General features: G+C 68.6%; 24 protein-coding genes, 1 tRNA gene and 1 pseudogene. 15 read left to right on the forward strand and 11 right to left on the reverse strand.

What is annotated here, in order from left to right; all coding sequences use genetic code 11:
- Positions 1-4 precede the first annotated feature (4 nt).
- Positions 5-388: pseudogene (locus ACFYY8_RS09805) on the reverse strand (IucA/IucC family protein); the annotation flags it as partial.
- Here ACFYY8_RS09805 and ACFYY8_RS09810 point away from each other — a divergent pair.
- On the forward strand, positions 305-805 hold the full coding sequence (locus tag ACFYY8_RS09810) for a hypothetical protein (RefSeq protein WP_390039077.1): 501 nt from the start codon (positions 305-307) through the stop codon (positions 803-805). The pseudogene ACFYY8_RS09805 and the gene ACFYY8_RS09810 sit on opposite strands and share 84 nt — an antisense overlap.
- Here the strand turns inward: ACFYY8_RS09810 and ACFYY8_RS09815 are convergent.
- Positions 709-1,866 carry an ATP-grasp domain-containing protein gene (locus ACFYY8_RS09815; protein ID WP_390039004.1) on the reverse strand — a complete coding sequence of 386 codons (1,158 nt, stop codon included), beginning with the start codon at positions 1,864-1,866 and terminating at the stop codon, positions 709-711. The two genes, ACFYY8_RS09810 and ACFYY8_RS09815, sit on opposite strands and share 97 nt — an antisense overlap.
- 174 nt (positions 1,867-2,040) lie before the next feature.
- Between ACFYY8_RS09815 and nudC the strand changes: the two genes are divergently transcribed.
- Entirely contained in the window at positions 2,041-3,018 is a 978-nt protein-coding gene (gene nudC, locus ACFYY8_RS09820; protein ID WP_390039006.1) for an NAD(+) diphosphatase, read from the forward strand.
- Here nudC and ACFYY8_RS09825 read toward each other — a convergent pair whose 3' ends face one another.
- A complete protein-coding gene (locus ACFYY8_RS09825; protein ID WP_184718882.1) occupies positions 3,019-3,255 on the reverse strand; it encodes a mycoredoxin in 237 nt (78 codons plus the stop codon).
- 89 nt (positions 3,256-3,344) lie between these two features.
- Positions 3,345-4,490, reverse strand: coding sequence for an alpha/beta hydrolase (locus tag ACFYY8_RS09830; protein ID WP_390039008.1), 1,146 nt, complete (start codon positions 4,488-4,490; stop codon positions 3,345-3,347).
- Positions 4,491-4,668: 178 nt separating this feature from the next.
- On the opposite strand from ACFYY8_RS09830, the gene ACFYY8_RS09835 reads away from it, so the two are divergent.
- From ACFYY8_RS09835 to ACFYY8_RS09850, 4 genes are all read left to right on the forward strand, one after another.
- Positions 4,669-6,786, forward strand: coding sequence for an ATP-dependent DNA helicase UvrD2 (locus ACFYY8_RS09835; protein ID WP_390039010.1), 2,118 nt, complete (start codon positions 4,669-4,671; stop codon positions 6,784-6,786).
- The gene (gene tesB / locus ACFYY8_RS09840; RefSeq protein ID WP_390039012.1) at positions 6,783-7,658 is read left to right on the forward strand and encodes an acyl-CoA thioesterase II; all 876 of its coding nucleotides are present in this window, start codon (positions 6,783-6,785) and stop codon (positions 7,656-7,658) included. The genes ACFYY8_RS09835 and tesB overlap by 4 nt, the downstream gene beginning before the upstream one ends.
- 115 nt (positions 7,659-7,773) lie before the next feature.
- The gene (locus tag ACFYY8_RS09845) at positions 7,774-8,106 is read left to right on the forward strand and encodes a hypothetical protein (RefSeq protein WP_390039014.1); all 333 of its coding nucleotides are present in this window, start codon (positions 7,774-7,776) and stop codon (positions 8,104-8,106) included.
- A 125-nt stretch (positions 8,107-8,231) separates the two neighbouring features.
- Positions 8,232-8,501 carry a WhiB family transcriptional regulator gene (locus tag ACFYY8_RS09850; protein ID WP_184718892.1) on the forward strand — a complete coding sequence of 90 codons (270 nt, stop codon included), beginning with the start codon at positions 8,232-8,234 and terminating at the stop codon, positions 8,499-8,501.
- A gap of 1,759 nt (positions 8,502-10,260) precedes the next feature.
- On the opposite strand, the gene ACFYY8_RS09855 is transcribed toward ACFYY8_RS09850, so the two are convergent.
- Positions 10,261-11,598 (reverse strand): ABC1 kinase family protein, encoded by a 1,338-nt coding sequence (locus ACFYY8_RS09855; RefSeq protein ID WP_390039016.1) that lies wholly within the window; start codon positions 11,596-11,598, stop codon positions 10,261-10,263.
- Positions 11,599-11,659: 61 nt separating this feature from the next.
- Positions 11,660-12,763, reverse strand: coding sequence for a ThiF family adenylyltransferase (locus ACFYY8_RS09860; RefSeq protein WP_390039018.1), 1,104 nt, complete (start codon positions 12,761-12,763; stop codon positions 11,660-11,662).
- A 177-nt stretch (positions 12,764-12,940) separates the two neighbouring features.
- Between ACFYY8_RS09860 and ACFYY8_RS09865 the strand changes: the two genes are divergently transcribed.
- The 3 genes from ACFYY8_RS09865 (at position 12,941) to ACFYY8_RS09875 (ending at position 15,000) form a co-directional block, all read left to right on the forward strand.
- Positions 12,941-13,726, forward strand: coding sequence for an enoyl-CoA hydratase/isomerase family protein (locus ACFYY8_RS09865; RefSeq protein ID WP_390039020.1), 786 nt, complete (start codon positions 12,941-12,943; stop codon positions 13,724-13,726).
- A 141-nt stretch (positions 13,727-13,867) separates the two neighbouring features.
- Positions 13,868-14,380: a M48 family metallopeptidase gene (locus ACFYY8_RS09870; protein WP_352016220.1), complete on the forward strand. Its 513-nt coding sequence runs from the start codon at positions 13,868-13,870 to the stop codon at positions 14,378-14,380.
- Entirely contained in the window at positions 14,377-15,000 is a 624-nt protein-coding gene (locus ACFYY8_RS09875) for a DUF2064 domain-containing protein (RefSeq protein WP_390039022.1), read from the forward strand. Before ACFYY8_RS09870 ends, ACFYY8_RS09875 begins: the two co-directional genes overlap by 4 nt.
- Positions 15,001-15,011: 11 nt before the next feature.
- Here the strand turns inward: ACFYY8_RS09875 and ACFYY8_RS09880 are convergent, their stop codons facing one another.
- The 3 genes from ACFYY8_RS09880 to ACFYY8_RS09890 form a co-directional block, all read right to left on the reverse strand.
- The gene (locus ACFYY8_RS09880) at positions 15,012-16,007 is read right to left on the reverse strand and encodes an endonuclease/exonuclease/phosphatase family protein (RefSeq protein ID WP_390039025.1); all 996 of its coding nucleotides are present in this window, start codon (positions 16,005-16,007) and stop codon (positions 15,012-15,014) included.
- Positions 16,008-16,077: 70 nt separating this feature from the next.
- Complete coding sequence (locus tag ACFYY8_RS09885) at positions 16,078-16,623, reverse strand: NUDIX hydrolase (RefSeq protein ID WP_390039027.1); 546 nt, start codon at positions 16,621-16,623, stop codon at positions 16,078-16,080.
- Positions 16,620-17,912, reverse strand: coding sequence for a zinc-dependent metalloprotease (locus ACFYY8_RS09890; protein ID WP_390039029.1), 1,293 nt, complete (start codon positions 17,910-17,912; stop codon positions 16,620-16,622). The genes ACFYY8_RS09885 and ACFYY8_RS09890 overlap by 4 nt, the downstream gene beginning before the upstream one ends.
- A 79-nt stretch (positions 17,913-17,991) precedes the next feature.
- Here ACFYY8_RS09890 and ACFYY8_RS09895 point away from each other — a divergent pair, with 79 nt between their 5' ends.
- The 6 genes from ACFYY8_RS09895 (at position 17,992) to ACFYY8_RS09920 (ending at position 24,550) form a co-directional block, all read left to right on the forward strand.
- Positions 17,992-19,065, forward strand: a complete 1,074-nt coding sequence (locus ACFYY8_RS09895; protein ID WP_390039075.1) for an NAD-dependent epimerase/dehydratase family protein — start codon at positions 17,992-17,994, stop codon at positions 19,063-19,065.
- Between the two features lie 109 nt (positions 19,066-19,174).
- A complete protein-coding gene (locus ACFYY8_RS09900) occupies positions 19,175-19,600 on the forward strand; it encodes a molybdenum cofactor biosynthesis protein MoaE (RefSeq protein WP_390039031.1) in 426 nt (141 codons plus the stop codon).
- A gap of 79 nt (positions 19,601-19,679) precedes the next feature.
- Positions 19,680-20,726 carry a PDZ domain-containing protein gene (locus ACFYY8_RS09905; protein ID WP_390039033.1) on the forward strand — a complete coding sequence of 349 codons (1,047 nt, stop codon included), beginning with the start codon at positions 19,680-19,682 and terminating at the stop codon, positions 20,724-20,726.
- Positions 20,727-20,958: 232 nt separating this feature from the next.
- Positions 20,959-23,904, forward strand: coding sequence for a UPF0182 family protein (locus ACFYY8_RS09910; RefSeq protein WP_390039035.1), 2,946 nt, complete (start codon positions 20,959-20,961; stop codon positions 23,902-23,904).
- 62 nt (positions 23,905-23,966) lie between these two features.
- Positions 23,967-24,043 (forward strand) — tRNA-Met (locus ACFYY8_RS09915).
- 87 nt (positions 24,044-24,130) lie between these two features.
- Positions 24,131-24,550 carry a PH domain-containing protein gene (locus ACFYY8_RS09920; RefSeq protein ID WP_390039037.1) on the forward strand — a complete coding sequence of 140 codons (420 nt, stop codon included), beginning with the start codon at positions 24,131-24,133 and terminating at the stop codon, positions 24,548-24,550.
- Here ACFYY8_RS09920 and ACFYY8_RS09925 read toward each other — a convergent pair whose 3' ends face one another.
- A complete protein-coding gene (locus tag ACFYY8_RS09925) occupies positions 24,551-24,775 on the reverse strand; it encodes a hypothetical protein (RefSeq protein WP_390039039.1) in 225 nt (74 codons plus the stop codon). It lies immediately after the preceding gene.
- Between the two features lie 53 nt (positions 24,776-24,828).
- On the reverse strand, positions 24,829-25,233 hold the full coding sequence (locus ACFYY8_RS09930) for a hypothetical protein (protein ID WP_390039041.1): 405 nt from the start codon (positions 25,231-25,233) through the stop codon (positions 24,829-24,831).
- Between the last annotated feature and the right edge of the window lie 580 nt (positions 25,234-25,813).

Consider the following 25,813-nt stretch of genomic DNA (forward strand, 5'->3'; position numbering starts at 1 on the left):
CCGTGCGCGTCGACAGCGTCGGCCTGACCTCCAGGTACGGCCGTGCCCCCACGACCGCCCACGGGATCTCCTCGACCACGGGAACGGTGAGCGGGTGCACGGGGAAGAGCACATGTGTGCGCGCCAGGGACGGCGGCAGCCCGACCTCCACGAAGCCCGGCGCGTACGGCATGGCCGCGCCGCGCGCCCGTTCCCGGGGTACGGCCGCCCAGCGCAGCTCGAAGGAGGGCGCGAACTCGGGCGCGTAGGCCGTCAGCTCGTCGTCGGACAGCCCGCTCCTGCACCGCGCCGTCGGATAGACCGGGTGGTCGACGAAGGCGGCCAGCGTCTCGTACCGCACGGCGTTCAGCCGCTCCCCGGGCCCGGCGGCGGCCAGCAGGCCGAGCACCCGCTCGCGGTGGGCGGCGTGCAGGTCCAGGGCGCGCAGCGCCTGTTCGCACTCCTGGGCGAACGCCTCGATCCCCGGGCCGTCCTCCGGCGGGGCGACCTCCCCGAGGGTCAGCAGGACCTCGCGCAGGCCGAGCGTCTCCTCGGGGGCGACCACGAAGTCCTGGAAGAGCGACCCCGGCACCAGGCGCACCCCGCGCCCACCGGCCAGGGCCAGCGTGACGCCGTCCCTGTTCCTGGCGATCCGCCCGGTCAGGCCGCCGTAGTCCTCGCGCAGCAGCGCGTCCAGGACACGCGCGGCGAGGTACCGTTCCCGCGCGGTCACGCGACCACCCACGGTCTGTCCGTCGCGAAGGCCGTCAGGGCGGCGTCGACGCTCACCCGGTCGGGCCCGACCGCGCGGACGACCCCCAGATAGTCACGGTTGGTGTTGGTCGGTTCGATCCGGTCGCCGACGGCGCGCAGCGGCCGGTGCCAGAGCCTGACCCGGGCGCCGGGGGCGGGGGCGACCACTCCCGGGGCGGCGGTGACGGTCCCGGCCCGCTCCGCGACCACGCTCAGCGCGGTCCCGTGCTCCCGGGCGCCGCCCAGGTCCCCGGCCGGCAGGCCCAGGTGGACGCCGAGGATCCGCTCGAACAGCGGCACGCCGAGCAGGTCGCCGAGCAGGAAGTCGCAGTGGTCGCCGATCACGCGGTAGTTGACCTCGATGATCCTTGGCCCCGCCTGCGTCATCACGTACTCGGTGTGACAGGCCCCGAAGCCCACGCCGAGCGCGTCCAGCGCCCGCAGCATGTGGCCGGTCGCGGGCGGCGGCTCCCAGTCGAGTCGTTCCTCGACGAAGTACGGCAGCGGACCGAGCGTCGTCCTGAACCCGCCGAGCACCCGCGTCCCGCTCTCGTCGCCGAGCGTCTCCAGCGTGTGCAGCGGGCCTTCGAGGTACTCCTCGACGACCAGCGCCTCACCGGGCCGCCTGGCGCCGATCGCGCGCAGGGCCTCTTCGAGCTCACGGTCGTCCCGCACCAGGACGACGTCCTCACTGGCGACGCCCTCGCGCGGCTTGACGACCGCGGGGAACGGCACGTCCCGGGGCACGGGGTCGCCGGGGGCGAGTCGTACCGAGCGGACGGTCTCGACGCCCGCCTCCGCCAGGCGCGCGCGGGTGAGCGCCTTGTTCTTCGCGGTGACGCAGGCCCGCCAGTCCTTGCCGGGCAGGCCGAAGTAGGCCGCGGCCAGGGCCGTCTCCGCCTGCAGGTGGTCGGAGTTGGAGAAGATCGCGTCGGGCGTGTGGTGGCCGGAGACGGTGTCGATCACCGCGCGGGCGTCACGGACGTCGCAGCCGAGCACCTCGGCCCCCGAGCCCCGGTGGTGCTCCGGTCTGTCGGTCAGAACGGTGACGTCGCAGCCCAGCGCGCGTGCCGCGGGCAGGAATCCGTCGGTGACCGAGTCGGTCGGCTTGAGCGCGGTGAGGTACAGCCGCATGGAACCCCCGGGAATCAGGTAAGGCTAACCTAACTCGCCGCATCCTAGCCGTACGGAGATCATGTCGCTCGGGTGACTGGATATTCACCGCATATGCCCGGCTTGCCGCTCCCTGCGAAGCCGTCCCCGGTACGCGTCGTAGGATGCCAGTCGATCTGGGAGACGGGGAAGAACGTGGACATCACCACCCAAGAAGGACTGCTGGGGCCGCTGCTCCTCGCGCGCAGCGCGATCGACCGCTCCGCCGCCCTGCGCGGTGACGCCGAATGGCTCGAACGCGCGTGGGCCGACGGAGCGACCCGCGTCGTCGTGGTCGACGACGGGCGCGCGCTGGTCAGGCGACACGGAGACGGGGTCGACCTCGTCCTGCTGCCCACGGACGAGGCGCCGCAGGGGGAGCGTTACCTGCTCGGCCTGGACGCCAAGGGGATCGCCTACTTCGCCGTCTCGGGATCGCTCCCGGCCGACGGGCCGGCCGCGCTTCCCGGCCGGATCGTCTCCGCCGTCGCGCTCTCGGCCATCGAGGAGGGGGCGGACGTCGTCGCCGGGCTGCGGCAGGTCGGCTCGCTGCTGGGAGACCTGGACGCCGGGCTGCTGGTCTACGCGGTCGCGCTTGAGGCCTGGCACGCCACCCACGCCTTCTGCCCGCGCTGCGGGAGCCGTACCGAGACGCGCTCCGGCGGGCACGTGCGGGTCTGTCCCGAGGACGGCAGCCAGCACTTCCCCCGGGTCGACCCCGCGGTGATCATGCTCGTGCACGACGAGGCGGACCGGTGCCTGCTGGCCAGGGGACCGCAGTGGCCCCAGGGCCGCTTCTCGGTGCTCGCGGGCTTCGTCGAGCCGGGGGAGTCACTGGAGCACGCGGTGGCCAGGGAGGTCGCCGAGGAGGTCGGCGTACGCGTCGTCGAGCCCCGCTATCTGGGCAGCCAGCCGTGGCCCTTCCCGCGCAGCCTGATGCTCGGCTTCTTCGCGCGGGCGGTCACGACGGAGTTCACGGTCGACCAGGACGAGATCTCAGAGGCCCGCTGGTTCAGCCGCGCCGAACTGCGGGCCGCGCTGGACAGCGGTGAGGTGCTTCCGCCGCCCGAGGTCTCGATCGCCAGGAGGCTGATCGAGACCTGGTACGGCGAGCCTCTTGCCGGAAACTGGTGATCAGGCGTTCAACCGGGCCTTGACCTCGATCACCGAGGGATTGGTGAGGGACGTGCCGTCCTCGAAGAGCACGGTCGGCACGGTCTGGTTGCCGTTGTTGACACTCTCGACGAACTGCGCGGCGTCGGGGTTCTGCTCGATGTCGATCTCCCGGTAGGAGATCCCCTCGCGGGTGAGCTGGGACTTCAGCCGCTTGCATGGGCCGCACCAGGTGGCGGTGTAAACCGTCAGCGCCATTTCGTGAGATTTCCCCTCGTGAGATGTTCAGCGCTCAGTGGCAACAAAGTGAGAGCCGTTCATCTTCCCGTCCCCCGGATTTCCGTCGGTCAGAGGAGCTTGCCCGCGATCCAGTCCTGGACCGTCTCGGCGACCCCGGGAAGCCGGTACATCGGCGTGCTGTGCTCGCTTCCCGGCTCGGTCAGCACCGTCATGCTCACACCGACGGCCTTGAGCCGCTCCTTGAGCCGCAGGCTGTGCTCGGCGGGCACGAACTCGTCCTGAGAATGTACGGCCAGCTCCGGCACGTCGCCCTTGCTGGCGTGCCTCGGAACCTCCATGCTGGCCCAGATCTTCGGGCACTTGGCGGGTTCGCAGCCTCCGGCGAGCTGGATGGCCGACTCACGCAGCTTGCGCTTGTCCAGGTCGAAGACGTTGGTCGCGCCGTCCTCGTAGGCCAGCATCGGCGAGGTCACCGGCGAGATGCCGACGACCCCGCGCAGGCCGGACAGCCCGTCCCCGTAGGTGCCGACGGCGGAGGCCAGGTGCCCTCCCGCGGAGAAGCCGACGACCACGTAGTTGTTGGGGTCGAAGGACCACAGGGCGGCGTGCCTGCGGGCGGTGGCGATGGCGTCCAGCGCGTCGGTGCGCTGCGCGGGCCAGGCCGCGTCGCCGGACAGGCGGTAGTTGATGTTGAAGACCGTGTAACCCTGCTCGGCGTAGCTGGTGGTGATCGCGGTCATGTACTTCTTGTCGCCACCCGACCACCAGCCGCCGTGGATCAGGAAGACACCGGGCCTCCTGAGGCCGTCGGTCTGGTGCCAGACGTCCATGCGCTGACGGGGGTGCGAGCCGTACGCGACGGTGTTGATGACGGTGCCGTCGAGCAGCGGGTTGTCGGTCGAGGCGACCCTCGGGGTCGCGGTGGCCGACGGCTTCTTCGGCTTGGCGGTCGAGCCGGCGGACGGTTTCGCCGTCGGGCTGGGAGTCGGCTTGGCGGTCGAGGTGGCGGCCGCCGAGGTGGTCGTGGACGGCTCGGGGCTCGGATCGGCCTTCCTGGCGGAGCGCTTCGCCTTGGTGGAGTGCTTCGTCCTGGCCTTGCGCGCGGTGGCCGCCTTCGAGGCGGTGATGGACGCGCCGCCGTAGTGCGACAGCGTGGCGGGGGAGGCGTGCGCCGCGGAGGATGTCTGTAGCGCCACGGGGCCGATCACCAACGCCGCCAGGGCGAGAGCGCTCACGGTCGCCGCGGTTCTCACAGGTTTCTTCCTTCCCTCGGACCCCAAAATCCCCCCTCATTGTGGAGGAACTGCCCTTTTTACGCATCTTCTGGAACGACGTAGGTTGACGGCGGCATGTTGCCAGAATGGGCGGAGCTTGGCCACCGACTGCCAGGATGTTCACAGCTGGCCTGTACAACCCGTGTAAGGAGTCCCCGTGGTCACAGACGACGTCCTGGCGGGACTGGACCCGGAACAGCGGGCGGTGGCCGAGGCGGTACGCGGACCGGTCTGCGTGCTCGCCGGGGCGGGGACAGGCAAGACCCGGGCGATCACCCACCGCGTCGCCCACGCGGTGCGCAGCGGAGTGGTCGACGCCCAGAGCGTGCTGGCCGTGACATTCACCACACGCGCCGCCGGTGAGCTCAGGCAGCGGCTGCGCGCGCTCGGCGCCCCGGGGGTGCAGGCCCGCACCTTCCACGCCGCCGCGCTGCGCCAGCTCACCTACTTCTGGCCGCGCGTCATCGGCGGAGACCCGCCCAAGGTGATCGAGTCGAAACTGCCGCTGCTGGCCGACGCCTTCCGCCTCGTCAGAAGGGCCCCGGACCGCGCGGAACTGCGCGACGTCGCGGGCGAGATCGAGTGGGCCAAGGCCACCCAGATCGGCCCCGAGGACTACGCCGAGGCCGCGCGCAAGGCGGGCCGTACGCCGCCGGTGCCCGCGGAGGAGGTCTTCCAGCTCTTCGACGCCTACGAACGGCTCCGCCGCGAACGGCACCTGGTCGACTTCGAGACCATCCTCGAACTCACCGCCGCCGTGATGACCGAGCATCGTGAGGTGGCGGCACAGATCCGCCAGCAGTACCGCTACTTCGTCGTCGACGAGTACCAGGACGTCAACCCGCTGCAGAAGCTCCTGCTCGACACCTGGCTCGGCGGGCGCGACGACCTGTGCGTGGTCGGCGACCCCAACCAGACGATCTACTCCTTCACCGGCGCGACCCCCAGATATCTGACCGGCTTCTCCGTCGAGCATCCGGAGGCGGCCGTGATCAAGCTGGTCCGTGACTACCGCTCGACCCCCCAGGTCGTCTCCCTGGCCAACAGGCTGATCGACCGGTCGAAGAGCCCGCACCGGCTCACGCTGGTCGCCCAGCGCCCCGACGGTCCGGAACCCGGCTTCACCGAGTACGACGACGAGCAGGCCGAGGCCGCGGGAGTGGCACGCGCGATCCGCGCCCTCGTCGACGGTGGTGTCCCGTCCCGCGAGATCGCCGTGCTCTTCCGGGTCAACGCCCAGTCGGAGGCCTATGAGCAGGCCCTCACCACGGTCGGCGTGCCCTACCTGCTGCGCGGGGCCGACCGCTTCTTCGAACGCCCGGAGGTGCGCCACGCCGTCGTCCTGCTGCGCGGCGCCGCCCGCTCGGCCGCGCGGGACGACGAACTGGCACCGACCGTCAACGACATCCTCGCCGGAATCGGCCTGACCCCCGTGCCGCCGGGCGGAGGCGGGGCCAGGGAGAAGTGGGAGTCGCTCAGGGCCCTCGCCGACCTCGCCGAGGACATGGCCGCCGAGGGCGCCGACCTGGCCGCCTTCGTGGCGGAGCTGGAGCGCAGAGCGGGCGAACAACACGCGCCGCCGGTCGACGGCGTGACACTGGCCTCCCTGCACGCCGCCAAGGGCCTCGAATGGGACGCCGTCTTCCTGGTCGGTATGACCGAGGGCATGATGCCCATCGTCTACGCCAAGACGCCGGAGCAGATCGAGGAGGAGCGCCGCCTGCTGTACGTCGGCGTCACCCGGGCCAGGGAGCACCTGGCGCTGTCGTGGGCGCTGGCCCGCTCACCCGGCGGGCACCGCTCCAGGAGGCCCTCCCGCTTCCTCGACGGCCTCACGGGGCGTTCCGGAGGGTCCGGCCGTGCGACGTCGGCCTTCGCCGCGTTCGTGTCCGGAGGGGCGTCCCAGGGCTCGGCCTCGCGAAGGCCCACCGGGCGTCGCGAGATGGCCGCGCCGATCAACTGCCGTGTCTGCGGCAGGACCCTCGCCGCAGCCGCGGAACAGAAGCTCGGCAGATGCGCAACCTGCCCGGCCGACTACGACGAGGCCCTGCTGGAGAGCCTCAAGGTCTGGCGTGCCTCGGCCGCCAAGGAGGCCAAGGTCCCGGTCTACGTGGTCTTCACCGACGTCACCCTCCAGGCCATCGCGGAGCGCGCCCCGGCCACAGAAAGGGACCTGCTCTCTATAACCGGGATAGGACGCGTCAAAATGGACCGGTACGGCGAGGCGGTGCTGGCTCTCTGCCGTGCCGCCGCAGACCGGACGGAGGACGTGTGAACCAGGCGCTCAAGGAATTGCTCGACCTGCTGGACCTGGAGCAGATCGAGTTGGACATCTTCCGGGGACGCAGCCCCGCCGAGGACGTCCAACGGGTCTTCGGCGGCCAGGTCGCCGCCCAGGCGCTGGTCGCGGCGGGCAGGACCGTCCCCCCGGAGCGTCACGTCCACTCGCTGCACGCCTACTTCATCAGGCCGGGCGACCCGGCGGTGCCGATCGTCTACAACGTGGAGCGCGTCAGGGACGGCCGTTCCTTCACCACCCGCAGAGTCGTGGCCATCCAGCACGGCAAGGCGATATTCACCATGTCGGCCTCCTTCCACATCGACGAGCCGGGCCTCGCGCACCAGGCGACGACGATGCCCGAGGTGCCCGGCCCCGAGGAACTGGCGCCCTTCCCGGAGCGGATGCGGCAGGCCCTGGCGGACCTGCCCGAGGACTCCCCCTGGCGGGAACTGCTGGCCAGGCCGCGCCCGCTCGACGCCCGCTACGCCACACCCCTCACCTGGGAGGCACTGCGGGACCCCTCGCTGAGCCGTTCCACGACGAACGTCTGGTTCCGCTACGAGTCGGAGCTGCCCGACGACCCGCTGCTGCACGTGGTGCTGGCCGCCTACACCTCGGACTTCACCCTGGTGGACACCGTGCTGCTGGCCCACGGTCAGGCCTGGGGGACCCCGAACGTCTCCGGCGCCTCGCTGGACCACGCCATGTGGTTCCACCGCCCCTTCCGCGTCGACGAGTGGATGCTGTACGCCCAGGAGTCGCCCTGGTCGAGCTCCGCCCGAGGCCTGGCGAAGGGGGAGATGTTCACCCGGTCCGGAGAGTTGGCCGTGTCGGTGGTCCAGGAAGCCATGATCCGTGTGAGTTAGTGGTAAAACTGCAGGTAGAAAATATGTTGCCCCTCCCTGTCGCCGGGGTTTAGGGTCATGCTCAAGCAAGTCGGACGCTCCTGTCCGACGATCCACAAATGGAGGTGAGTCCGCTGTGAAGAACATCCTGATGCCGTCCCAGCTTGGGCTTACCTTCATGACCCCTGCCACGACCCTGTCGTTCGGCACCTGCACCATCCTCGCCGATGGTGCCGCGGCCAGACTCCGACAGGAGATCCAGGTCCAGCGGGAAGCCCAGCTCCGGCAGGACACGACTGCCCGTACCCAGGTTCTCGGCAGCCGCCCGGCCACTCCGGCCGCCTTTAAGGCGGCAGGCGCAGGCGCTGTTCTGGCTCCTGAGGGCGGCACCTACGCACTGACCAAGCACACCGGCAATGGTGGACGGCGTGGTCCGTATTCCTGGAGGCAACCTCCGGTCATAACCTGACCGAAGAAGAGCCTTCAGGCCGCGGATCCGCACCCAGGATTCGCGGCCTTCTTGTTTGTCCGCGTTGTTCCTGTCCCCCCACCTAGAGGTAATCGAAGACAACACCTAACTGAGAGGTGAAGCAGATGGGGGCCCAGACGATCATGGACCTGATCGACGAAGCCGCAATCCCCTGTCGTACCGACCCCGACCTCTGGTTCGCGGAGTCTCCGGAGGACGTGGAGTTCGCCAAGGCGCTCTGCGGAGGCTGCCCGATCCAGCAGGCCTGCCTGGCCCGCGCGCTTGAGCGCGAGGAGCCGTGGGGTGTCTGGGGCGGCGAGCTCATCCTGAGGGGCGCCATCGTCCCGAGGAAGCGCCCGCGTGGCCGTCCCCGCAAGACTCCCGTCGCCGCCTGACCGGCGCGGAACCTGATCAACCAAAAAACTGTACGTCCCGAAAGGACCACTTCCGATGACTTACCCCAACAGCGCCACCGCCGGTTTCAACATGCTGCCTATGCAAGAAGAACTGGTGAGGGACCGAATACGAACCCTTCACCGGGAGGCGGAGGAGCAGCGCATCGTGACAGGCATCCTGCGCCTGAGGCGTGCCCGCCGGAACGCGGAACGCGCCTCGGCCCGGCTGCGGCACGTGCTCCTGCGCCTCGTCTGATCGCCACCGGCCACCTGCCACCGGCCACCGGCCACCGGCGAGCGCCGTTGATCACCATTGATCAACGGCGCTCGTCGGCGACGATCACCGGTCAACGGTGATCGCCGGTGGCCAACGGCAGTGAGCGCCGGTGAACATCACTCAGTTCGGCGCTGGTGAGCGCCGCGCGGCACTGATCCCCACCGCGCGTCGCCGCCGGGCGTCTCCGTGCGCTGTTGATCAACGGCAAGCAGCGGTGAGCGGCGGCGAGCAGTGGTGATCAACGGCGCTCGCCGGCGATCAACAGCAGGCAGCGGCGAGGAGTGGCGAGCAGTGGTGATCAACAGCGAGTGACGGCGACCAATGGCGATCGATGGCGACCATGATGGCCATCGACGATTGGCGCCGGTTGGCGTCGGTGGTGCCGCACCGCGCCGATGTCACGGTCGGCGCAGCCGATCATGATTGGCGATCGATCGCACCCGATCAGAACCGGTCGCCGCTGATCGCTCCGTCCCGCGCTCGAACATCCCGTGTCAGGGACAAGCCGGCTCGAACGTCCCATGCCTGGCATCCCACGCCTGGACATCCCGTACTTTGACATCCCGTACTTGGGCATCCAGGGCTTGGGCATCCAGGGCTTGGACATCCCCGGCCCGGGATATCCGGGCTGGGGACGAGCCACCGACTGAGCGCCACGTCCAGTCAAGAAGCACCTCCAAGGGGTGACTCCTTCCCCGGGTCACCCCTTTCGCATGTCCTCCCCAGCAGGGACCCGGACGGGGACCCCCAAAAACGCGCGACGCTCTCGAACACATGGCTCTCCTGGATGTGTCGCCCTTCCGAACACATGGCTCTCCTGAACACACGGCCCCGAACACGTGGCCTCCTCGAACACGCGACTCTTCGAACGCGCGACTCTCCAAACACGTGCTCCTGAGAACGTGACCTCCGAGAACGCGACCTCCTCGAGAACGTAACCCCCGAACACGCGGTCCCCCTGAGCAGGAGGCGTTGCTGGACGCGTGACTCTTTTCACATACGCAGCCCTTTCGAACATGCGATGTCCACAGGTGGCCGACATTTCCGAGATATACGGCCTTGTGAATGCGGGGCCTTTTCAGATGCGCCGATCTTCTGGACGATCGACCCTTCCAGATGCGTGTCCCTTCCCGTGCGGTCCGTACTCTTCGGAACACACCGAGCTCTTCCGTGAATACAGTCCAACCATCTCTGAACAGGCAAGACAGCCCTGAAAAGGTAGTGTCTCCCGGGTCTCTACGGCCAAGCCCCAAGGCATGGCTGAGAAGAGGAACGACCAACAGGAACGGTGTCGAGACGCAAGGGGAAAAGAGCACCGGAACGGCCGAGGCCGGTCAGGAGCTACCGGGATCGGTGGGCTCCTTGGGCCTCGGGGCGTCGCGGAGGTCATGGCATCGCGAATGACGTGCGGCTTCGAAACGAATATCGGAACGAATGAGAAGCTGTTTCAGAACGAGGTGGAATCGGAATACGGGAGAGATGTCAGCTCGCGGCGATCGCCTGCTCTTCGGGGTCCTCCTCGACGAAACCGGGAACCCAGCGGACCACCTCCTCGCGGAAGCGGGCCGTGGCGCCGAGCTGGCAGAGCACGCCCAGCCCCGCCGCGTGCACACGGTGGATGAGGACGTACGACACCGGCAGGTTGAGCTGGCGTGCCACGTTTCCCGGACGCAGGTCCGTCACCGTGGCGGCCTGCTCCCGCAGCCACTCGCGGCTGAAGGTGAACTCCTCGACCGCGGTCGGCTCGACATAGGGAGCGAGGAAGGCCCGCAGCGCCTCGGCGTCCACCTCGATGTGGGGAAGGATGAACCCCTCGTCGCGCAACCCCTGAATCACGGTCTCCATGTCGCCGTTGTTGAAGATGCGGGTGAGCTTTCCGAAGGCCGGGGGGTAGCCGTCGGGCAGCCGGTTGACCGCGCCGAAATCGAGCACGCACAGCCGTCCGTCCGCGACGACGCGGAAGTTTCCCGGATGCGGGTCGGCGTGGAGCATGCCGACCCGCGCGGGCGAGCAGAACAGGAACCGGACCAGTTGGAGACCGGCACGGTCACGTTCCTGCTTGGTGCCGTCGCTGATGATCCGTGACAGCGGGACGCCCTCGACCCACTCGGAGACGAGAATCTGCTCGTTGGCGGCCACGACGTCCGGGATCAGGAAGTCGGGGTCGTCCTTGAACTCCAGGGCGAAGGCGTGCTGAGCCTCTGCCTCCCGCAGGTAGTCGAGCTCTTCGGTGATCCGCTCGCGCAGCTCGCTGAGGACGGACTTGATGTCGAGCCCGGGAAGCAGGACCCCGAAGAGCTTGCCGAGCCTGGCGATCTGATTGAAGTCGGACAGCAGCGCCTTGCCCGCGCCGGGATACTGAACCTTGACGGCGACCGTTCTGCCGTCGTGCCAAACGGCCTTGTGCACCTGCCCGATCGACGCGGCGGCGGTCGGACGGTCCTCGAACGACTGGAAGTTCTCCCGCCAGTCGTCGCCCAGCTGCTCGACGAGCACCTTGTGCACCGTCGCGACAGGTAGCGGTGGCGCGGCGTCCTGGAGTTTGGTGAGGGTCGCCCGGTAGGGGCCGACGACCTCGGCGGGCAGCGCCGCCTCGAAGATGGACAGAGCCTGGCCGAGTTTCATCGCCCCGCCCTTGAGCTCTCCCAGAACCTTGAAGATCTGCTCGGCGGTGCGTTCCTGTATCTCCTGGGCGACGATCTCCGCGGACTTGCCTCCGATCCGCTTCCCCAGTCCAAGGGCGGTACGGCCGGCGAATCCGATCGGCAGGGCCGCCAGCTTGGCGGATCGCGCGACAGCGCGGCGCGGAAGGTCACTCACCTTGGCTCGCGGCGTTTCCCCCGTGGCGAGACACCGCTCCCTCCCTTCGGTGTGGTATCCGTCAGCCGCGGTCAGCAGCCGACGCGACCATTGTTGGCGAACCCAACTCGTTTCGGAAGCAACGACATCGAGGATGAATACTCCAGGATCGCCGTTTCCATCGCCAGTCAGGCAATACATCCGTTGTGCCGTTGGTCACAGCGGACTCCTCCCCGTCGAGGAAAGCGAGCGCGTGCCCGGTCGCCACCGCCGCGACAAGAGACGACATGACCACGCCACACCCGATCTCCCCTGCGGGCAAGCCGCCGGGACGGGCACTGGCGACCGGCCACCCCGGGTCACGATCGCGTCGCGTCAAATCTAGACACCGTAGGCATGTGCTCTGTCCAGGCAGCACCAGAGGGCCGATGGACCCCAGGCCCTCGTAGGCGGTCACGAGCAGGTGCGGGATCCGCCGGGACATGAGCTCGTCGATCAGCAGGTCGTCGAGGGGGTCGACCGGCGAGAGCACCACCAGGTCAGGTGCCCTGGCACCGTCGGCCAGCCGGGCGGCCCGATCGCCGGTCCACGCGGTGATGGAGGGCGCGAGCCGTCTCACCAGCTCGACCGTGCCCTCTTGCCTGCTCCTGCCCACCTGCGTCCAGGTCAGGCCACCCGGTGTGACGTCTCGGCCCCGGGCCGTACCGGAGTCGACAACGCACAGGCCGCCGACCCCGGAGGCGGCGAGGAGGGCGGCGATCTGCGCGCCGACGCGACCTGCGCCGTACACCCGCACCTGGACGGCCCGCCTGCGCTCCAGCACGGCAAGGCCGCCGTCCGTCGTGCCGGGGGTGAGGGAGAGCGCCTCCAGATCGGGCTGGAGCAGGTCTCGCTCGGCGAGGGTGAGCAGACGCAGTGGGCCGGGCGGCGCCGCCGCGTCGTCGATCACCCCCTGGTCGATCAGCAGGTCGAGCAGGGCGCGGCCGTTCTCCCTGCCGAGCCCTGCCTCGTCCGCCCCGGCGAGCACCCCTTCGACGTCGCGCACGCCGTCGAGACTCTCGACCCAGCGGCGAACCTCGGGTTCCAGGTCGGTCAACACCACCGCGTGCCTGGGGCGCAGACCGAACTGCAGGGTGTGCTCGTCACGCGCGACCCGACGGAGAACGGGCTTCAGACGTGGTCTCATGTGACCGCCTCTCCTCAAGGAGCCCGAAGGCCAGAAGGGGAGGACCCCAGGTGGACGCGGAGCGTGAGATTCCGGTCACCCGGTGGTCCCGGGGCAGTCAGAGTGCCACGTCCTCAAAAGATCGCGAAGACGTTTCCCGCCGCCTGTGGATAACTTCCGGTGTACTACGCTCCCGCCATGGACGAGCTCTTGATCGACAGGCGCGACGACGGCGTCGTGGTGCTCACCCTGAACCGCCCCGACCGGCGTAACTCCATGACGGACGGCATGACGGAGCAGTGGCGGCTGGCGGTCTCCGACCTGCGTCGCGACAAGGACGTGCGATGCGTGGTCGTCACCGGGGAGGGCAGCGCGTTCTGCTCGGGAGGAGACCTGTCCTGGCTCGCCGACCGGGGAGCGGAGAGCGTGCCCGTCCTACGTGACAGGATGCTGGACTTCTATCGGACCTGGCTGTCGGTGGCAGACCTGGAGGTGCCGACCATCGCCGCGGTCAACGGTGCCGCCGTCGGCGCCGGGCTGTGCCTGGCCCTGGCCTGCGACCTGGTCTACGCGGCGGAGGAGGCCAAGCTGCTTGCCCCCTTCACCTCGCTCGGCCTGCACCCGGGGATGGCGGCCACCTACCTGTTGCCCAGGGTCGCCGGGGTCGGGGTCGCCAGGGAGATGCTACTCACCGGCCGTACCATGCTGGGCGCGGAAGCGGCGGCGTCGGGGCTGGTGACCAGGGCGTTTCCCCGAGAGACGCTGATGACGCAGGTGCTGGAGATCGCTTCGAGGACCGCGGCGAACGCACCCGTCGCCACCCGGCTCACCAAGGTGGCCCTGGCGGGCGGTGGGCACGCGGACCTCGACGCCGCGTTGCGCTGGGAGTCCCTCGCCCAACCCGTCACCATGGCCTCCGACGACCTGCTCGAAGGGTTGGCGGCGCAGCGGGAACGACGGTCTCCGAGATTCGGCGGCTCCTGAGAGGATCGACGGTCCGGTTAATTCCACGGGCTCCAGCCATAACCGATCGGTCTTGCTGAACAATCGACGAACGGGGATTGACCAGCCAGAACGTGTTCGGCCCTCTGGTGTGAATTCGTGATTCTCGGCTACCGTTCATATGTGCCCCCCGAGACAGTCGAGGTCCGTCGAAGTTCTCGTCGTCGGCGGACCGTATCCGCGTACCGTGACGGCGAGAAAACGATCGTGCTGCTCCCCGCCGGGCTGAGCAGTACCGATGAGGAGCAATGGGTGCGCCGGATGCTCGACCGGCTGGCGGCCAAGGAGCAGCGAAGACGCCCCTCCGACGACGACCTCTTCGAGCGGGCGAGTGAGCTCTCGGCACGTTATCTCGACGGGCGGGCAAGACCGTCGAGCGTGCGCTGGGTCGACAACCAGCAGCACCGATGGGGATCGTGCACCCCGGATCACGGCACCATCAGGATCTCCACACGGCTCCGGGGCATGCCGTCGTGGGTGGTCGACTACGTGATCATGCATGAGCTGGTCCACCTGCTCGTACCCAGCCACGGACCTCGTTTCTGGGCGCTGGTCGACCACTACCCCAAGGCCGAACGGGCACGCGGCTTCCTTGAGGGGTTCTCCATGGCGGCGGGCGTCGCGGAGGAGTGTTGACCTCGGACCGTACGGAGGACCGCCTGGTCGCGGTCGTCGTCACATCGTCGATGTCGGCCGGGGCACCACCGGGGATCGACCCCGGGAGCTTCCTGACGGCCGTCGTCGAGGACACCTACGAACTCGTCAGCACCCTCGACTTCGTCACCCCGGTCCTCGTGACGAGCGTGCCCGGGATGGAAGAGGTCGTCTGGCCGGGCACCCCGGTCCTTGAGATCCCCGAACTTTCCGGAGCGCCCCTGGTCAGGGCCACGTTCGAGGTGATCTCGGCTGCCGCGCCGTACGCGGGTCAGGTGGTTCTGCTGAGTGGGGACGCCCCCGACCTGCCGCCGTTGCTGATCGGAAAGCTCTTCCGCGCGCTCGGCAGCGCGGGACTGGCCGTGTGCCCGGCCGTCGAGGGCGGGGCCGTCGCGATCGCCGCACGGACACCGTGGCCCGACTGGGCCGAGATCGGCTTCGACGACCCCGAGCCGGTCAGGACCCTGCGCGCGCTGGCCCCCGCCTCCTGGCGGGTCGCGACCGGCCCAGGCTGGCACCGTCTGCGCGCTCCCGCCGACGTCCACAGGCTCGACCCCGGCCTTGAGGGCTGGGACAACACCCGGGCGCTGCTGTCGGTCTGAGAAGACCGGGCTCAGATCGAAGGCAGGCTGAGGTCGGCGAAGACCGCCCTGTGGTCGGTGCCGGGGACGGTGTGGATGCTCACCCCCCGCACTCCGATCCGCCGGTCGACCACGACATGGTCGATGGTGATGACCGGCGGGATCCTGCTGTTGACCGGCCAGGTCGGAACCAGACCCTGACCGGCCCGATCAGCCGAGTCGGCGTAGCCCCGGCTGACGAAACGGCGCATAGCGGCGTGGTCGAGACTGGCGTTGAAGTCACCGGCGAAGATCCGCAACCGATCCGGGGAGGCGCCGGGGAAGGCGGCGAACGCCGCGCTCCACTCGTGCACCTGGCTGCCCAGCGGCGGGAAGGTGTGCACGTCGACGAACTCGATGTTCCCCGCCCCCGGAACGCTGAGCACCGCGGCCGGCATGTTGTGCCCGATGGGCTGGAACAGGTTCTCCAGCGGGGTCAGCGGATAGCGGGAGAAAAGGCCGCTGCCGCTGGCGCTCCAGGCCGTCTGCAGCACGCGGTGCGACATGACGTCCTTCAGCCCGGCCGCGTCGAGCTCCTCGACCATCCCCGGCGTCAGCTCCTGGGCGCTGAGCACGTCCGGCCGCAGCTGCCTGACCAGGTCCATCACCGCGCCGGGATCGGCGTGACCGAACAACATGTTGAGCGTGAGCACCCGCAACGGCGCTCCGGAGGACGGCTGAGCCGAGGCGAACGCGCGGGGCAGGACGCTGAATCCGAGCGCCGCCGTGGTGACCAACGCCACAGCCGTGGCGGCCCGGCGGCGGGTCGTCGCGGCCAGGAGCAGAGGCAACAACGACCCGGCCGCCGCGTACGGCGTGGCCGTCATCAGCTGCGCGGTGAGCGAGCCGCGTTCGAGGCCGGTGACCCTGGCCGCCGCCCAGGCCGCGAAAGGGGTGATGGCAGCCCAGACCAGAGCGCTGGGAATCCGGGGCGAACGGCGTCGCCGTACCGGAGTCAAAATCGCGCCGCCGGCTGTGTCCGTGCTCACTACGCCTCGATTCATCGGTCACCCAATGTGACGACATTATCGATGGTCGTGTGAGACGAACGTAAACGGTTCAGACCTGGCGCATCACCTCACGGGCACGTCTGGCGAGCCTACGGGTCGCCTCGTCGGAGAGCTCGGGGATCTCCTCGATCGGGAACCACCGCAGGTCGAGGGACTCGTCGCTGATCACGGCCTCCACGCCGGCGGGGGCGACCGCGCCGTACTCCACGTCGAGATGGTGGCTGTGCGGAGGGTGACACCAGACCTTGTGGCGGTCGAGGGCGAGCGGACCGGGAAGCAGGCGCAGACCGGCGATGCCCGACTCCTCGGTCGCCTCCCGCAGCGCGACGGCGTCAAGCGAGACGTCCTCGCGCTCACAGTGCCCGCCCATGGGCAGCCACATCCCGGCCTTGGGGTGCAGCGTCAGCAACACCCGCTCGCCGTCGTGGGAGATCACCGCGGTCGTGGCCGTCAGATGGCCGGGCACGCACTCCCGCCACATCGCGTCCTCGTGGGTCCGCACATGATCGAGGAACTCCCTGCGCAGGCTCTCCTCATCGGCCGTGGGCGCGTTCCAGGCCGCGAGCATCTCCTGCGCGTGTGCGCGCAGGCTCACGCGGCGCCGTCCCGGGGGTCGTCGTCCCCGTTCTCCGGCTCCTTCGGGGCCTCGCCGAGCGACGCCTCAAGGGAGGACAGGTCCAGCTCGGGCTCACCCCTGACGAAACCCTCGGGATTGTCCAGATCGTCCGCGGTCGGCATCAGGTCGGGATGGCTCCACACCGCGTCCCGACCGTCGATGCCCCGGTCGCGCTCGATGGCCTGCCACAGGGCGGCCGCCTCACGCAGACGGCGCGGACGCAGTTCCAAGCCGACGAGCGTGGCGAAGGTCTGCTCAGCGGGACCGCCGGTCGCCCTGCGACGCCGTACGGTCTCGGCCAGGGCGGCCGAGGAGGGCAGTTTGCCTTCGGCGGCACCGTCGACGACCGTGCCGACCCAGCCCTCGACCAGCGCGAGCATGGTCTCAAGGCGCGCCAGGGCGGCCTTCTGCCGCTCGGTCTCCTCGGGTTTGAGCAGGTTGCCGCCGCTCAGCGCCTGCTGGAGCTGCTCGGGGTTGTTGACGTCGAGGCCGCGCAACTGCTCTTCCAGCGCGGACACGTCGACCGTGATGCCTCTGGCGTACTCCTCGACCGCGCCGAACAGGTGCACCCGCAGCCACGGCACGTGCTGGAACAGCCGGTGGTGCGCGGCCTCGCGCAGCGCCAGATAGATCCGGATCTCCTCGACGGGAGTCTCAAGCCCCTGGCCGAACGCGGCGATGCCGCCGGGCAGCAGGGCGGCGTTCTCCGACAGCGGAAGGCCGATGTCGGTGGAGCCGACGACCTCACGGGCCAGAGAGCCGAGGGCCTGGCCGATCTGCTGGCCGACCAGCATGCTGCCCATCTGCTTCATCATGCCCATCAGCGGCCCGGCCATCGCCTGAGCCTCGGCGGGCAGGCCCGTCGCGCCGAGCGTGCCGCTCATGGTCTCGACCATGCGGGCGGCGACCGGATCACACAGCTGCCGCCACACCGGGACGGTCTTCTCGATCCACTCGGACCGGCTCCACGCCTGCGGGTTGTTCACCCCGCTGGGCAGCGTGGTCGCCTCGTTCAGCCACAGGTCGGCGAGATTGAGCGCGTCCACGATCTGGCGCCGCTCGCCTTCCATGACACTCGGATCGCCTTCGGCGGCCACGACGTGCCGGGCGATATTCTTCGCCATGTCCCAGTTGACGGGACCGGAGCTCTGCGGGGCGGACAGCATGTCGGCGAACTGACGCATGGCCGCCGCGATCTGCTCCGGGTCGCCGAACATGGCGAACGGATTCTCGTTGGGGTCGTTTTCCCGACCTGGCAAGTCAGTCACCGCTCTACCTCGTGCAGGATGGAGGAGTCCACAACCGCCACGTTATCCGTCGCATGGTGGGTCAGTGCAAAGTGAGGACCTGGTGCCTACCTCGAAACGCCCCCGGCTCCCGGTCGTCGCCGTAACCGGCGCGGCCTCGGGGATCGGCCGTGCCTTCCTCTCGAAGGTCGCCTCGTCTGCGGATTTCCGCAGAGTCGTGGCCATCGACGAGCAGCGCGGCGACATACCCGACGTCACCTGGAGGGTGCTCGACGTCAGAGATCCGCTCTTGGCGAACCGGATCTCCGACATCGACGTGCTCGTCCATCTGGCGGGCGACTACGCGCTCGACGCCGACCCGGCCGAGCGGCGCGCCTACAACCTGCGCGCGGCACAGACGGTGCTCACCGCCTCGGCCGCCGCCCGGGTGCGCCGCGTCGTGCTGGTCACCAGCGCCATGGTGTACGGCGCCGCCCAGGACAACCCCGTCCCACTGCCAGAGGACTCCGCGGTCGCGGCCGAGCCGGACACCGGCATCGTCGGCGACCACCTGGAGATCGAGGCGCTGGTCAGGAGATCACTGCGCAGTCATCCCGGCCTTGAGGTGACCGTGCTGCGCCCGGCGGCCGTCGTCGGTCCAGGCGTCGACAGCGTGGTCACCCGCCACTTCGAGGCCCCCCGGCTGCTCAGCGTCAAGGGCTGCAGTCCCCGCTGGCAGTTCTGCCACGTGGACGACCTGATCTCGGCCCTTGAGCTGGCCGCGCTCGGCTCCGTCTCCGGCGTCGTGGCGGTCGGCAGCGAGGGCTGGCTCGAACAGGAGCAGGTGGAGGAGCTCTCCGGCCTGCGCAGGTTCGAGCTGCCCGCAGGACTGACGTTCGGTACGGCCCAGCGCCTGCACCGCCTCGGTATCACCCCGGCTCCCGCGACCGACCTGCACTACGTGGTCTATCCCTGGGTCGTCGACTGCGCCGGGCTCCGCGACGCCGGGTGGAAACCGGGCTGGAGCAACGAAGCGGCCCTGACGCAGCTGCTCGAACTACGCGAGGGCAGGCACGCGGTGGTCGGTCGCCGGTTGTCCGGCAAGGAGGCCACGCTCACCGCGGCCGGCGCGACCGTCGCGGTCCTCGGCACGGCGGCGATCGTCCGCGCCGCCCGCAAGAAGCGGCGCGTCTGAAGCCCTCCCGGGGGTGTGCCCCGAGCACGCCCCCGGCTGTCGCCGTCCCGGCCGTGCCTCCCGTGCCCGAATCGGGGGAGCTCCCCGCCCGCCGGGTAGCCTTTGAGCCGTGAACGTCATCCGCCTGCTCGGCATCCGCGACACACCGCTCTCGGTGGACGAGGTGTTCTCCGCGATCGGCGACCACGCCGCGGGCGGCACGGCGATCTTCGTGGGCACCGTGCGTGACCACGACCACGGCAAGTCCGTGACCCGCCTGTCCTACTCCGCGCACCCCAGCGCGCAGGACGAGCTACGCCGGGTCGCGGAGAAGATCGTGGCCGACTTCCCGATCACCGCGCTGGCCGCCGTGCACCGGGTCGGCGACCTCGACCTGGGCGACATCGCCGTCATCGTCGCGGTCGCGGCCCCCCACAGGAGCGAGGCGTTCGAGGCCTCCCGGCGCCTGATCGACGACCTCAAGGCCGAGGTTCCCATCTGGAAGAACCAGGCCTTCGCCGACGGCTCGACCGAATGGGTCGGAAGCTGCGGCTGAGGAGCGATCCTTACAATCTGGAAGGTGACGGCGCGGGGGTGCGGTCTTCTGACCGGTCACACGGAATAGGCTTCCTCCCATGTCCCGACGAGCGCTGACATTGATGGTGGCAGGCTTCCTCACGCTTCTGCTCGGCGTTGTCGGCGCCCTGCTGCCCGTGCCGTACGTCGTGCTGAGTCCGGGGCCCACGGAGAACACCATCGGTGACGTCAAGGGCAAGCCGGTGATCAGCATCGAGGGCCGGGAGACCTACCCGACCGACGGGAAGCTGAGCTTGGTGACCGTCGCCTACCAGGGCGGCCCGGGCAACAGGATCGACCTGTTCAGGGCGCTCAGGGGGTGGATCGACCCCACGGTCGCCGTCGTGCCCGAGGAGACGATCTTCCCGCCGACCAGCACGGCCGAGGAGGTCGAGCAGCAGAACTCCCAGGAGATGACCAACTCCCAGGACGACGCGACCGCGGCGGCGCTGACCGAACTGAAGATCCCCTACACCTCGGTCGTCACCGTGGCCTCGACCCAGAAGGGCCTGCCCGCGGACGGGCACTTCGAGACCGGCGACGAGATCGTGTCCGTCGACGGAGTCCCCGCGACGGACAGGGAGAGCGTCTCCGGCATCGTCCGCAGGCACAAGGCGGGCGAGACGGTCACCTTCACCGTCAACCGCGGTGACCGCAGCCTCACCGTGGCCGTCCCGACCGTGGCGGCCAAGGACGGCACGCCGATCGTCGGCATCACCATGCGGATCAGCTACAAGTTCCCCTTCAAGGTGAAGATCAACGTCGGTGACGTCGGCGGTCCGAGCGCGGGCATGATGTTCTCCCTCGGCATCGTCGACAAGCTCACCCCCGGCCCGATGACCGGCGGCAAGTCGATCGCCGGGACCGGGACGATCACTCCCGAAGGCAAGGTCGGCCCGATCGGCGGCATCTCGCAGAAGATGGTCGGCGCCAGAAGGTCGGGGGCGACGGTCTTTCTCGCGCCCGCGGACAACTGCGCGGAGGCGGCCAAGTCGGTCCCCGACGGGATGCGGCTCTACAAGGTGAGCACGCTGCACGACGCGGTGAAGGCGATCGACGCGATCCGCACGGGAACCGGTTCCGTACCGACCTGCTCGGCGAGTTGAGACCGCCCCTGCGGTACGGCCTTGGGCCCCGAGAACGACGTCGGGGCACTCATCCGAGGTCTCATACGTTGACCCGTTGAACCCTGGAACCTGCAGGGGGATGTGGCCGGACCCTGCCAGAGCGGCTTAGCACGGCCGTACCCCCACCGGTGTAGGTTTCCAGACACGGACCGTGCTCTTTTACGACAAGGGGTTGGCCTTGAGCTTCCGGACCCCCGGAGCCGGTAGGGCAATGCGCTTGCCCCGCCGGCCACGACTGCTGCTTCCTGTCGCGATAGCGATCGTCGTGATCGTCGCGCTGTTCTTCCTCTTCGCAGGTATATACACCGACTACCTGTGGTACGACTCGGTCGACTACACAGCGGTCTTCTCCGGTGTGGTCGTCACACAGATCCTGCTCTTCTTCGTGGGCGCCGTGCTCATGGTCGGCCTCGTGGGCGGCAACATGCTGCTGGCCTACCGCGCCAGACCCATGTTCGGCCCCGGAACGTTCGGCGGCGCGAGTGGCGCAGACCGCTACCGGATGGCCCTCGACCCACACCGCAAACTGATCTTCCTGATCGGCGCCGGAGTGCTGGCCCTGTTCTCGGGATCGTCGCTCGCGGGGCAGTGGAAGACGTGGCTGGAGTTCTTCAACGCGACCCCGTTCGGTGAGAAGGACGCGCAGTTCGGCATCGACCTGTCGTTCTTCATGTTCACCTACCCCTTCATCAGGATGGTGCTGAACTTCCTGTTCACCGCGGTCATCCTGTCGGCCGTCATGGCGGCGATCGTGCACTACCTGTACGGGGGCTTCAGACTGCAGTCGCCCGGCGTGCACGCCTCCCGCGCGGCCAGGGTGCACCTGTCGGTGCTGCTCGGCGTGTTCGTGCTGTTGAAGGCCGTCGCCTACTGGATCGACGGATACGGTCTGGTCTTCTCCGACCGGGGCTTCGCCTACGGCGCCTCCTACACCGACGTCAACGCGGTGCTGCCCGCCAAGACCATCCTGGCGATCATCGCCCTCATCTGCGCGATCCTGTTCTTCGCCGGCATCGTACGGCCCGGCGGCATGCTGCCCGGTGTGGCCTTCGGCCTGCTGGTCCTGTCGGCCATCCTGGTCGGCGGGGTCTATCCGGCCCTCGTGGAGCAGTTCCAGGTCCGGCCGAACCAGCAGGACCGCGAACAGCCGTACATCAAGCGCAACATCGAGGCCACCAGAAAGGCCTACGGGATCGACAAGACCGAGGTCATCGAGTACGCCGCCCAGGGCGACGCCTCCAAGGTCAACGTCACCACCGACAGCTCCATCTCCGGTGTACGACTGCTCGACCCCAACCTGGTCGCCAAGACCTACCAGCAGAAGCAGCGCATCCGAGGCTTCTACGACTTCCACGACCCGCTCGACGTCGACCGCTACCCCGACGAGACGGGCAAGCCGCGCGACACCGTCGTCGCGGTTCGCGAGCTCACTGGGCCGCCGAGGGAGCAGGACAACTGGATCAACCGGCACCTCGTCTACACCCACGGCTACGGCTTCGTGGCCGCGCCCGGCAACAAGGTCGACTCCCAGGGCCTGCCCGACTTCGACGCCAAGGACATGCCGGTCACCGGCTCTCTGGCCGACCGGATCGGCCTGAAGGAGTCGCGGATCTACTTCGGAGAGTCCCCGGCCGCCCCCGAGTACGTCATCGTCGGCGGTGACAGGAAGGTCGGCCAGGAGCTCGACTACCCGGAGAGCAGCGGAACCGGTCAGCAGAACACCACCTACACCGGTAAGGGCGGCGTCCCCGTCGGCTCGTTCTTCAACCGCCTGCTCTACGCGGCCAAGTACGGAGAGACGAACCTGCTGCTCTCGGGAGACGTCAACGCCAAGTCCAGGATCCTCTACGAGCGCAACCCGCAGGACCGCATCGCCAAGGTCGCGCCGTTCCTGAGCCTCGACGACAACCCCTACCCGGCCGTCATCGACGGCAGGGTGGTCTGGATCGCCGACGCCTACACCACCTCCAACTCCTACCCCTACTCCGACAGCAGGAGCCTGGAGTCGATGACCCGCGACACGGTCACCGACCCGCGCCAGGTGGTGCAGCAGCCACGCGACAACATCAACTACATGCGTAACGCCGTCAAGGCCACGGTCGACGCCTACGACGGCACGGTCACGCTGTACGCCTGGGACGAGAAGGACCCGATCCTGCAGACCTGGCGCAACGCCTTCCCGGGGATCATCAAGCCGAAGAGCGAGATGTCGGAGGCCCTCAAGCAGCACCTGCGCTACCCGGAGGCGCTCTTCAAGGTCCAGCGTGACGTGCTTTCCCGCTATCACATCCAGGACCCGAACGCCTTCTACAGCGGCCAGGACTTCTGGAACGTCCCGAACGACCCGTCCTCCGGCGGACACGACATCAAGCAGCCGCCGTACTACCTGTCGGTCAAGATGCCCGACACCCAGGAACCCACCTTCTCGCTGACCACCACGTTCGTGCCACGCCAAGGGCCGAACCTGGCCGCCTTCATGGCGGTCGACGCGACGCCGGGTGACGACTACGGCAGGCTGCGCATCCTGCGGATGCCGTCGAACACCACGATTCCCGGCCCCGGTCAGGTACAGAACAACTTCCAGAACAAGTTCTCCGGTGAGCTCAACCTTCTGGGCATCGGTGGGGCGAAGGTCCGCTACGGCAACCTGCTCACCCTGCCGTTCGCCGGCGGCCTGGTGTACATCGAGCCGGTCTACGTGGAGACGGCGGCCTCCTCGGGACAGGAGCCCTACCCGATTCTCCGTCGGGTCCTGGTCTCCTTCGGAGACAAGGTCGGCTTCGCCGAGACCCTCCAGGGTGCGCTCGAGCAGGTCTTCGGCAACAGCGCCCAGCAGAACAAGCCGGAGGCGAGACCTGACGTCCCCGTCCAGTCGAGCACCGTGCTGAGCCAGGCCATCGGGGAGGCCCAGAAGGCCTATGACGACGCCCAGCGTGCCCTGGAGGCCAAGCCGCCGAACTGGACGGCCTACGGTGAGGCTCAGAAGGCGCTGAAGGAGGCCCTGGAGAAGGTGAAGAACGCCTCGGCCTCCACAGCCCCGGCCGCGACCCCGTCGCCGACTCCGAGCTCGTCTCCCTCGGGGACGGCAACCCCTTCGGCGACTCCGTCAGCCACCCCTTCGACCACGCCGACACCGTCTCCCTCGCCGAGCTCCTAGGGGCACCGCGGCTATTGAGTTCGCATTCATCGCCAAAGCCGGGTAGTGTGAAAGCACGCCGACGCGGGGTGGAGCAGCTCGGTAGCTCGCTGGGCTCATAACCCAGAGGTCGCAGGTTCAAATCCTGTCCCCGCTACCAAGGGAAGGCCCTGATCTCTCAGAGATCAGGGCCTTTCGCTTTGTTCCAGACAGGGCACCCAGCGGTTAGCGTGCAGGTGTGGCTGACATGGCAGGACCGACCCTGCGCTGGAGAGTGCGTAGAGAACTGCTCATCGCCAAGGTCGTTGCGGCGCTCGTGTTCGCGGTGCTGGCCGTACTGAACCTGGACGACCCGCGCGGGACGATCCTGGCGGGCGCCGCGGCCCTGGTGGCCGCCACCCTCGCCCTACGCGACCTCCTGGCCCCGGTACGGCTCAGCGCGGACGGTGAGGGACTCATCGTGGTGCGAGGCTTCGCCGGCGCCCAGAGAGTGCCGTGGAGCGCGGTCGAACGGATTCGTGTGGACACCCGGACGCGCTTCACTTCCCGCACGGAACTCCTGGAGATCGACACAGGAGAGGAGATCTTCCTTCTCAGCAGGTTCGACCTCGGAATCCCGTGCCGGGAAGTGGCGGATGAACTGCGCGTGTTCAGAACCGGCTTCTAGTCAGGCCCTGACCCTGCGGTGCCGTGCTTTGTGCCGGGGGCGGAGGCGAAGCAGCAGAAACGTCTTGTGCAGCGACCAGCCGATGAGGAAGGCCCCGAAGACACACTGTCCGAGACTCGTCCACACCGGCCTCTCGGCCACTGCGAACACCACCACGCCAACCCACAGGACGCCGAAGACCCCTACGAGGGTCGTCGCGCCCCAATCCAGCCCCCGCTGCCACATGCCTGAAGTCTTACAGATCTTGGTTCAAGCCCAGGTCAACGGCGCGGAACGCCTCATCTGGGGAGAGTGCGACTTGTGCCGGCACACCTGCGAACGCGCGGCCCGCCTCCGGTCGTGACCGGCGCGGGGGCCTGTTCGAGCTGAGTCAGCAGAGTGGTCGCGGTACGGGCGTCCAGCAGGATCTGGTCCACCTCGACCTCGGTGGCGGGGAGCTGGCCCTGCCGGGCGAGTTCCTCGGTGATGTAGGAAAGCGGGTTCGTGCGCCCGGCCGCCTCCGCGGCGGCCGTCGCACGGGCTGCGGTGAGAAGACGTAGGTGCTCGGCGCGGAGCATGGCCTCACGCATCCGCGCGTCCTCAAGATCACTCAACAGGGACCTGGCGACCCTGAGCAGATCACCGGGGCGATCGGCTTCCGCATCGATGTGTGCGCGGATGTCGTCGAACTCTGAACGGGTCATGGTGCTCACCTCCACGGTGGAGTCAGAATCCTGACCCTCGTGCCAACTTCGTATCCGGGGGCGATTGCGAACGGCTTGATAAGCGCTTGCGCGGTCGACTCCCTACGAACGTTTGGGACGCGCAGGTGCTGGGGATGGTTGGCAAGTTGTCTCTGGGACCCGTGGGGCCTGGTAATGTTCTTCTCGCAGAGCGGCGAGCCGCAGAGGCCAAAGAGCTTCGAAGACAGCGACCCGCTCGGTACCCCACCTCCTTGCTTCGGCAGTCGTTTGTCTGAATCGTCCACGGACGATTGGACAAGAGCCGGATGTCAGAGTAAGTTGGAAGGGTTGCTCCGGAGACGGGGTGAGCGAGATCCTAGTGGGTCTGGCGGGTTGGTGTCGAGTAGCTGCGAAGGCGGCGGGTTGACACGGACCGGCCGGAAATGATAGGATGGGAACACGGAAGTTTGTGCCCCTGAAGTGGTCACACCGGATGGTGTGGCGGCGGACGGTGAACGCGTCCGTTTCTTGAGAACTCAACAGTGTGCTAAAAGCCAGTGCATGAAGCACAAACCCGTCCTAACGCGCGGACATGATCCGT

The sequence above is a fragment of the Streptosporangium sp. NPDC001559 genome (assembly GCF_042893955.1).
GTDB lineage: Bacteria > Actinomycetota > Actinomycetes > Streptosporangiales > Streptosporangiaceae > Streptosporangium.

Excerpts from the sequence above, each read along its gene's own strand:
- ACFYY8_RS09815 (WP_390039004.1), bottom strand. The coding sequence starts at position 1,866 with ATGCGGCTGTACCTCACCGCGCTCAAGCCGACCGACTCGGTCACCGAC.
- ACFYY8_RS09825 (WP_184718882.1), bottom strand. The coding sequence starts at position 3,255 with ATGGCGCTGACGGTTTACACCGCCACCTGGTGCGGCCCATGCAAGCGG.
- ACFYY8_RS09850 (WP_184718892.1), top strand. The coding sequence starts at position 8,232 with ATGGGGGCCCAGACGATCATGGACCTGATCGACGAAGCCGCAATCCCC.
- ACFYY8_RS09860 (WP_390039018.1), bottom strand. The coding sequence starts at position 12,763 with ATGAGACCACGTCTGAAGCCCGTTCTCCGTCGGGTCGCGCGTGACGAG.
- ACFYY8_RS09865 (WP_390039020.1), top strand. The coding sequence starts at position 12,941 with ATGGACGAGCTCTTGATCGACAGGCGCGACGACGGCGTCGTGGTGCTC.
- ACFYY8_RS09905 (WP_390039033.1), top strand. The coding sequence starts at position 19,680 with ATGTCCCGACGAGCGCTGACATTGATGGTGGCAGGCTTCCTCACGCTT.
- ACFYY8_RS09910 (WP_390039035.1), top strand. The coding sequence starts at position 20,959 with ATGCGCTTGCCCCGCCGGCCACGACTGCTGCTTCCTGTCGCGATAGCG.
- ACFYY8_RS09920 (WP_390039037.1), top strand. The coding sequence starts at position 24,131 with ATGGCAGGACCGACCCTGCGCTGGAGAGTGCGTAGAGAACTGCTCATC.
- ACFYY8_RS09925 (WP_390039039.1), bottom strand. The coding sequence starts at position 24,775 with ATGTGGCAGCGGGGGCTGGATTGGGGCGCGACGACCCTCGTAGGGGTC.
- ACFYY8_RS09930 (WP_390039041.1), bottom strand. The coding sequence starts at position 25,233 with ATGACCCGTTCAGAGTTCGACGACATCCGCGCACACATCGATGCGGAA.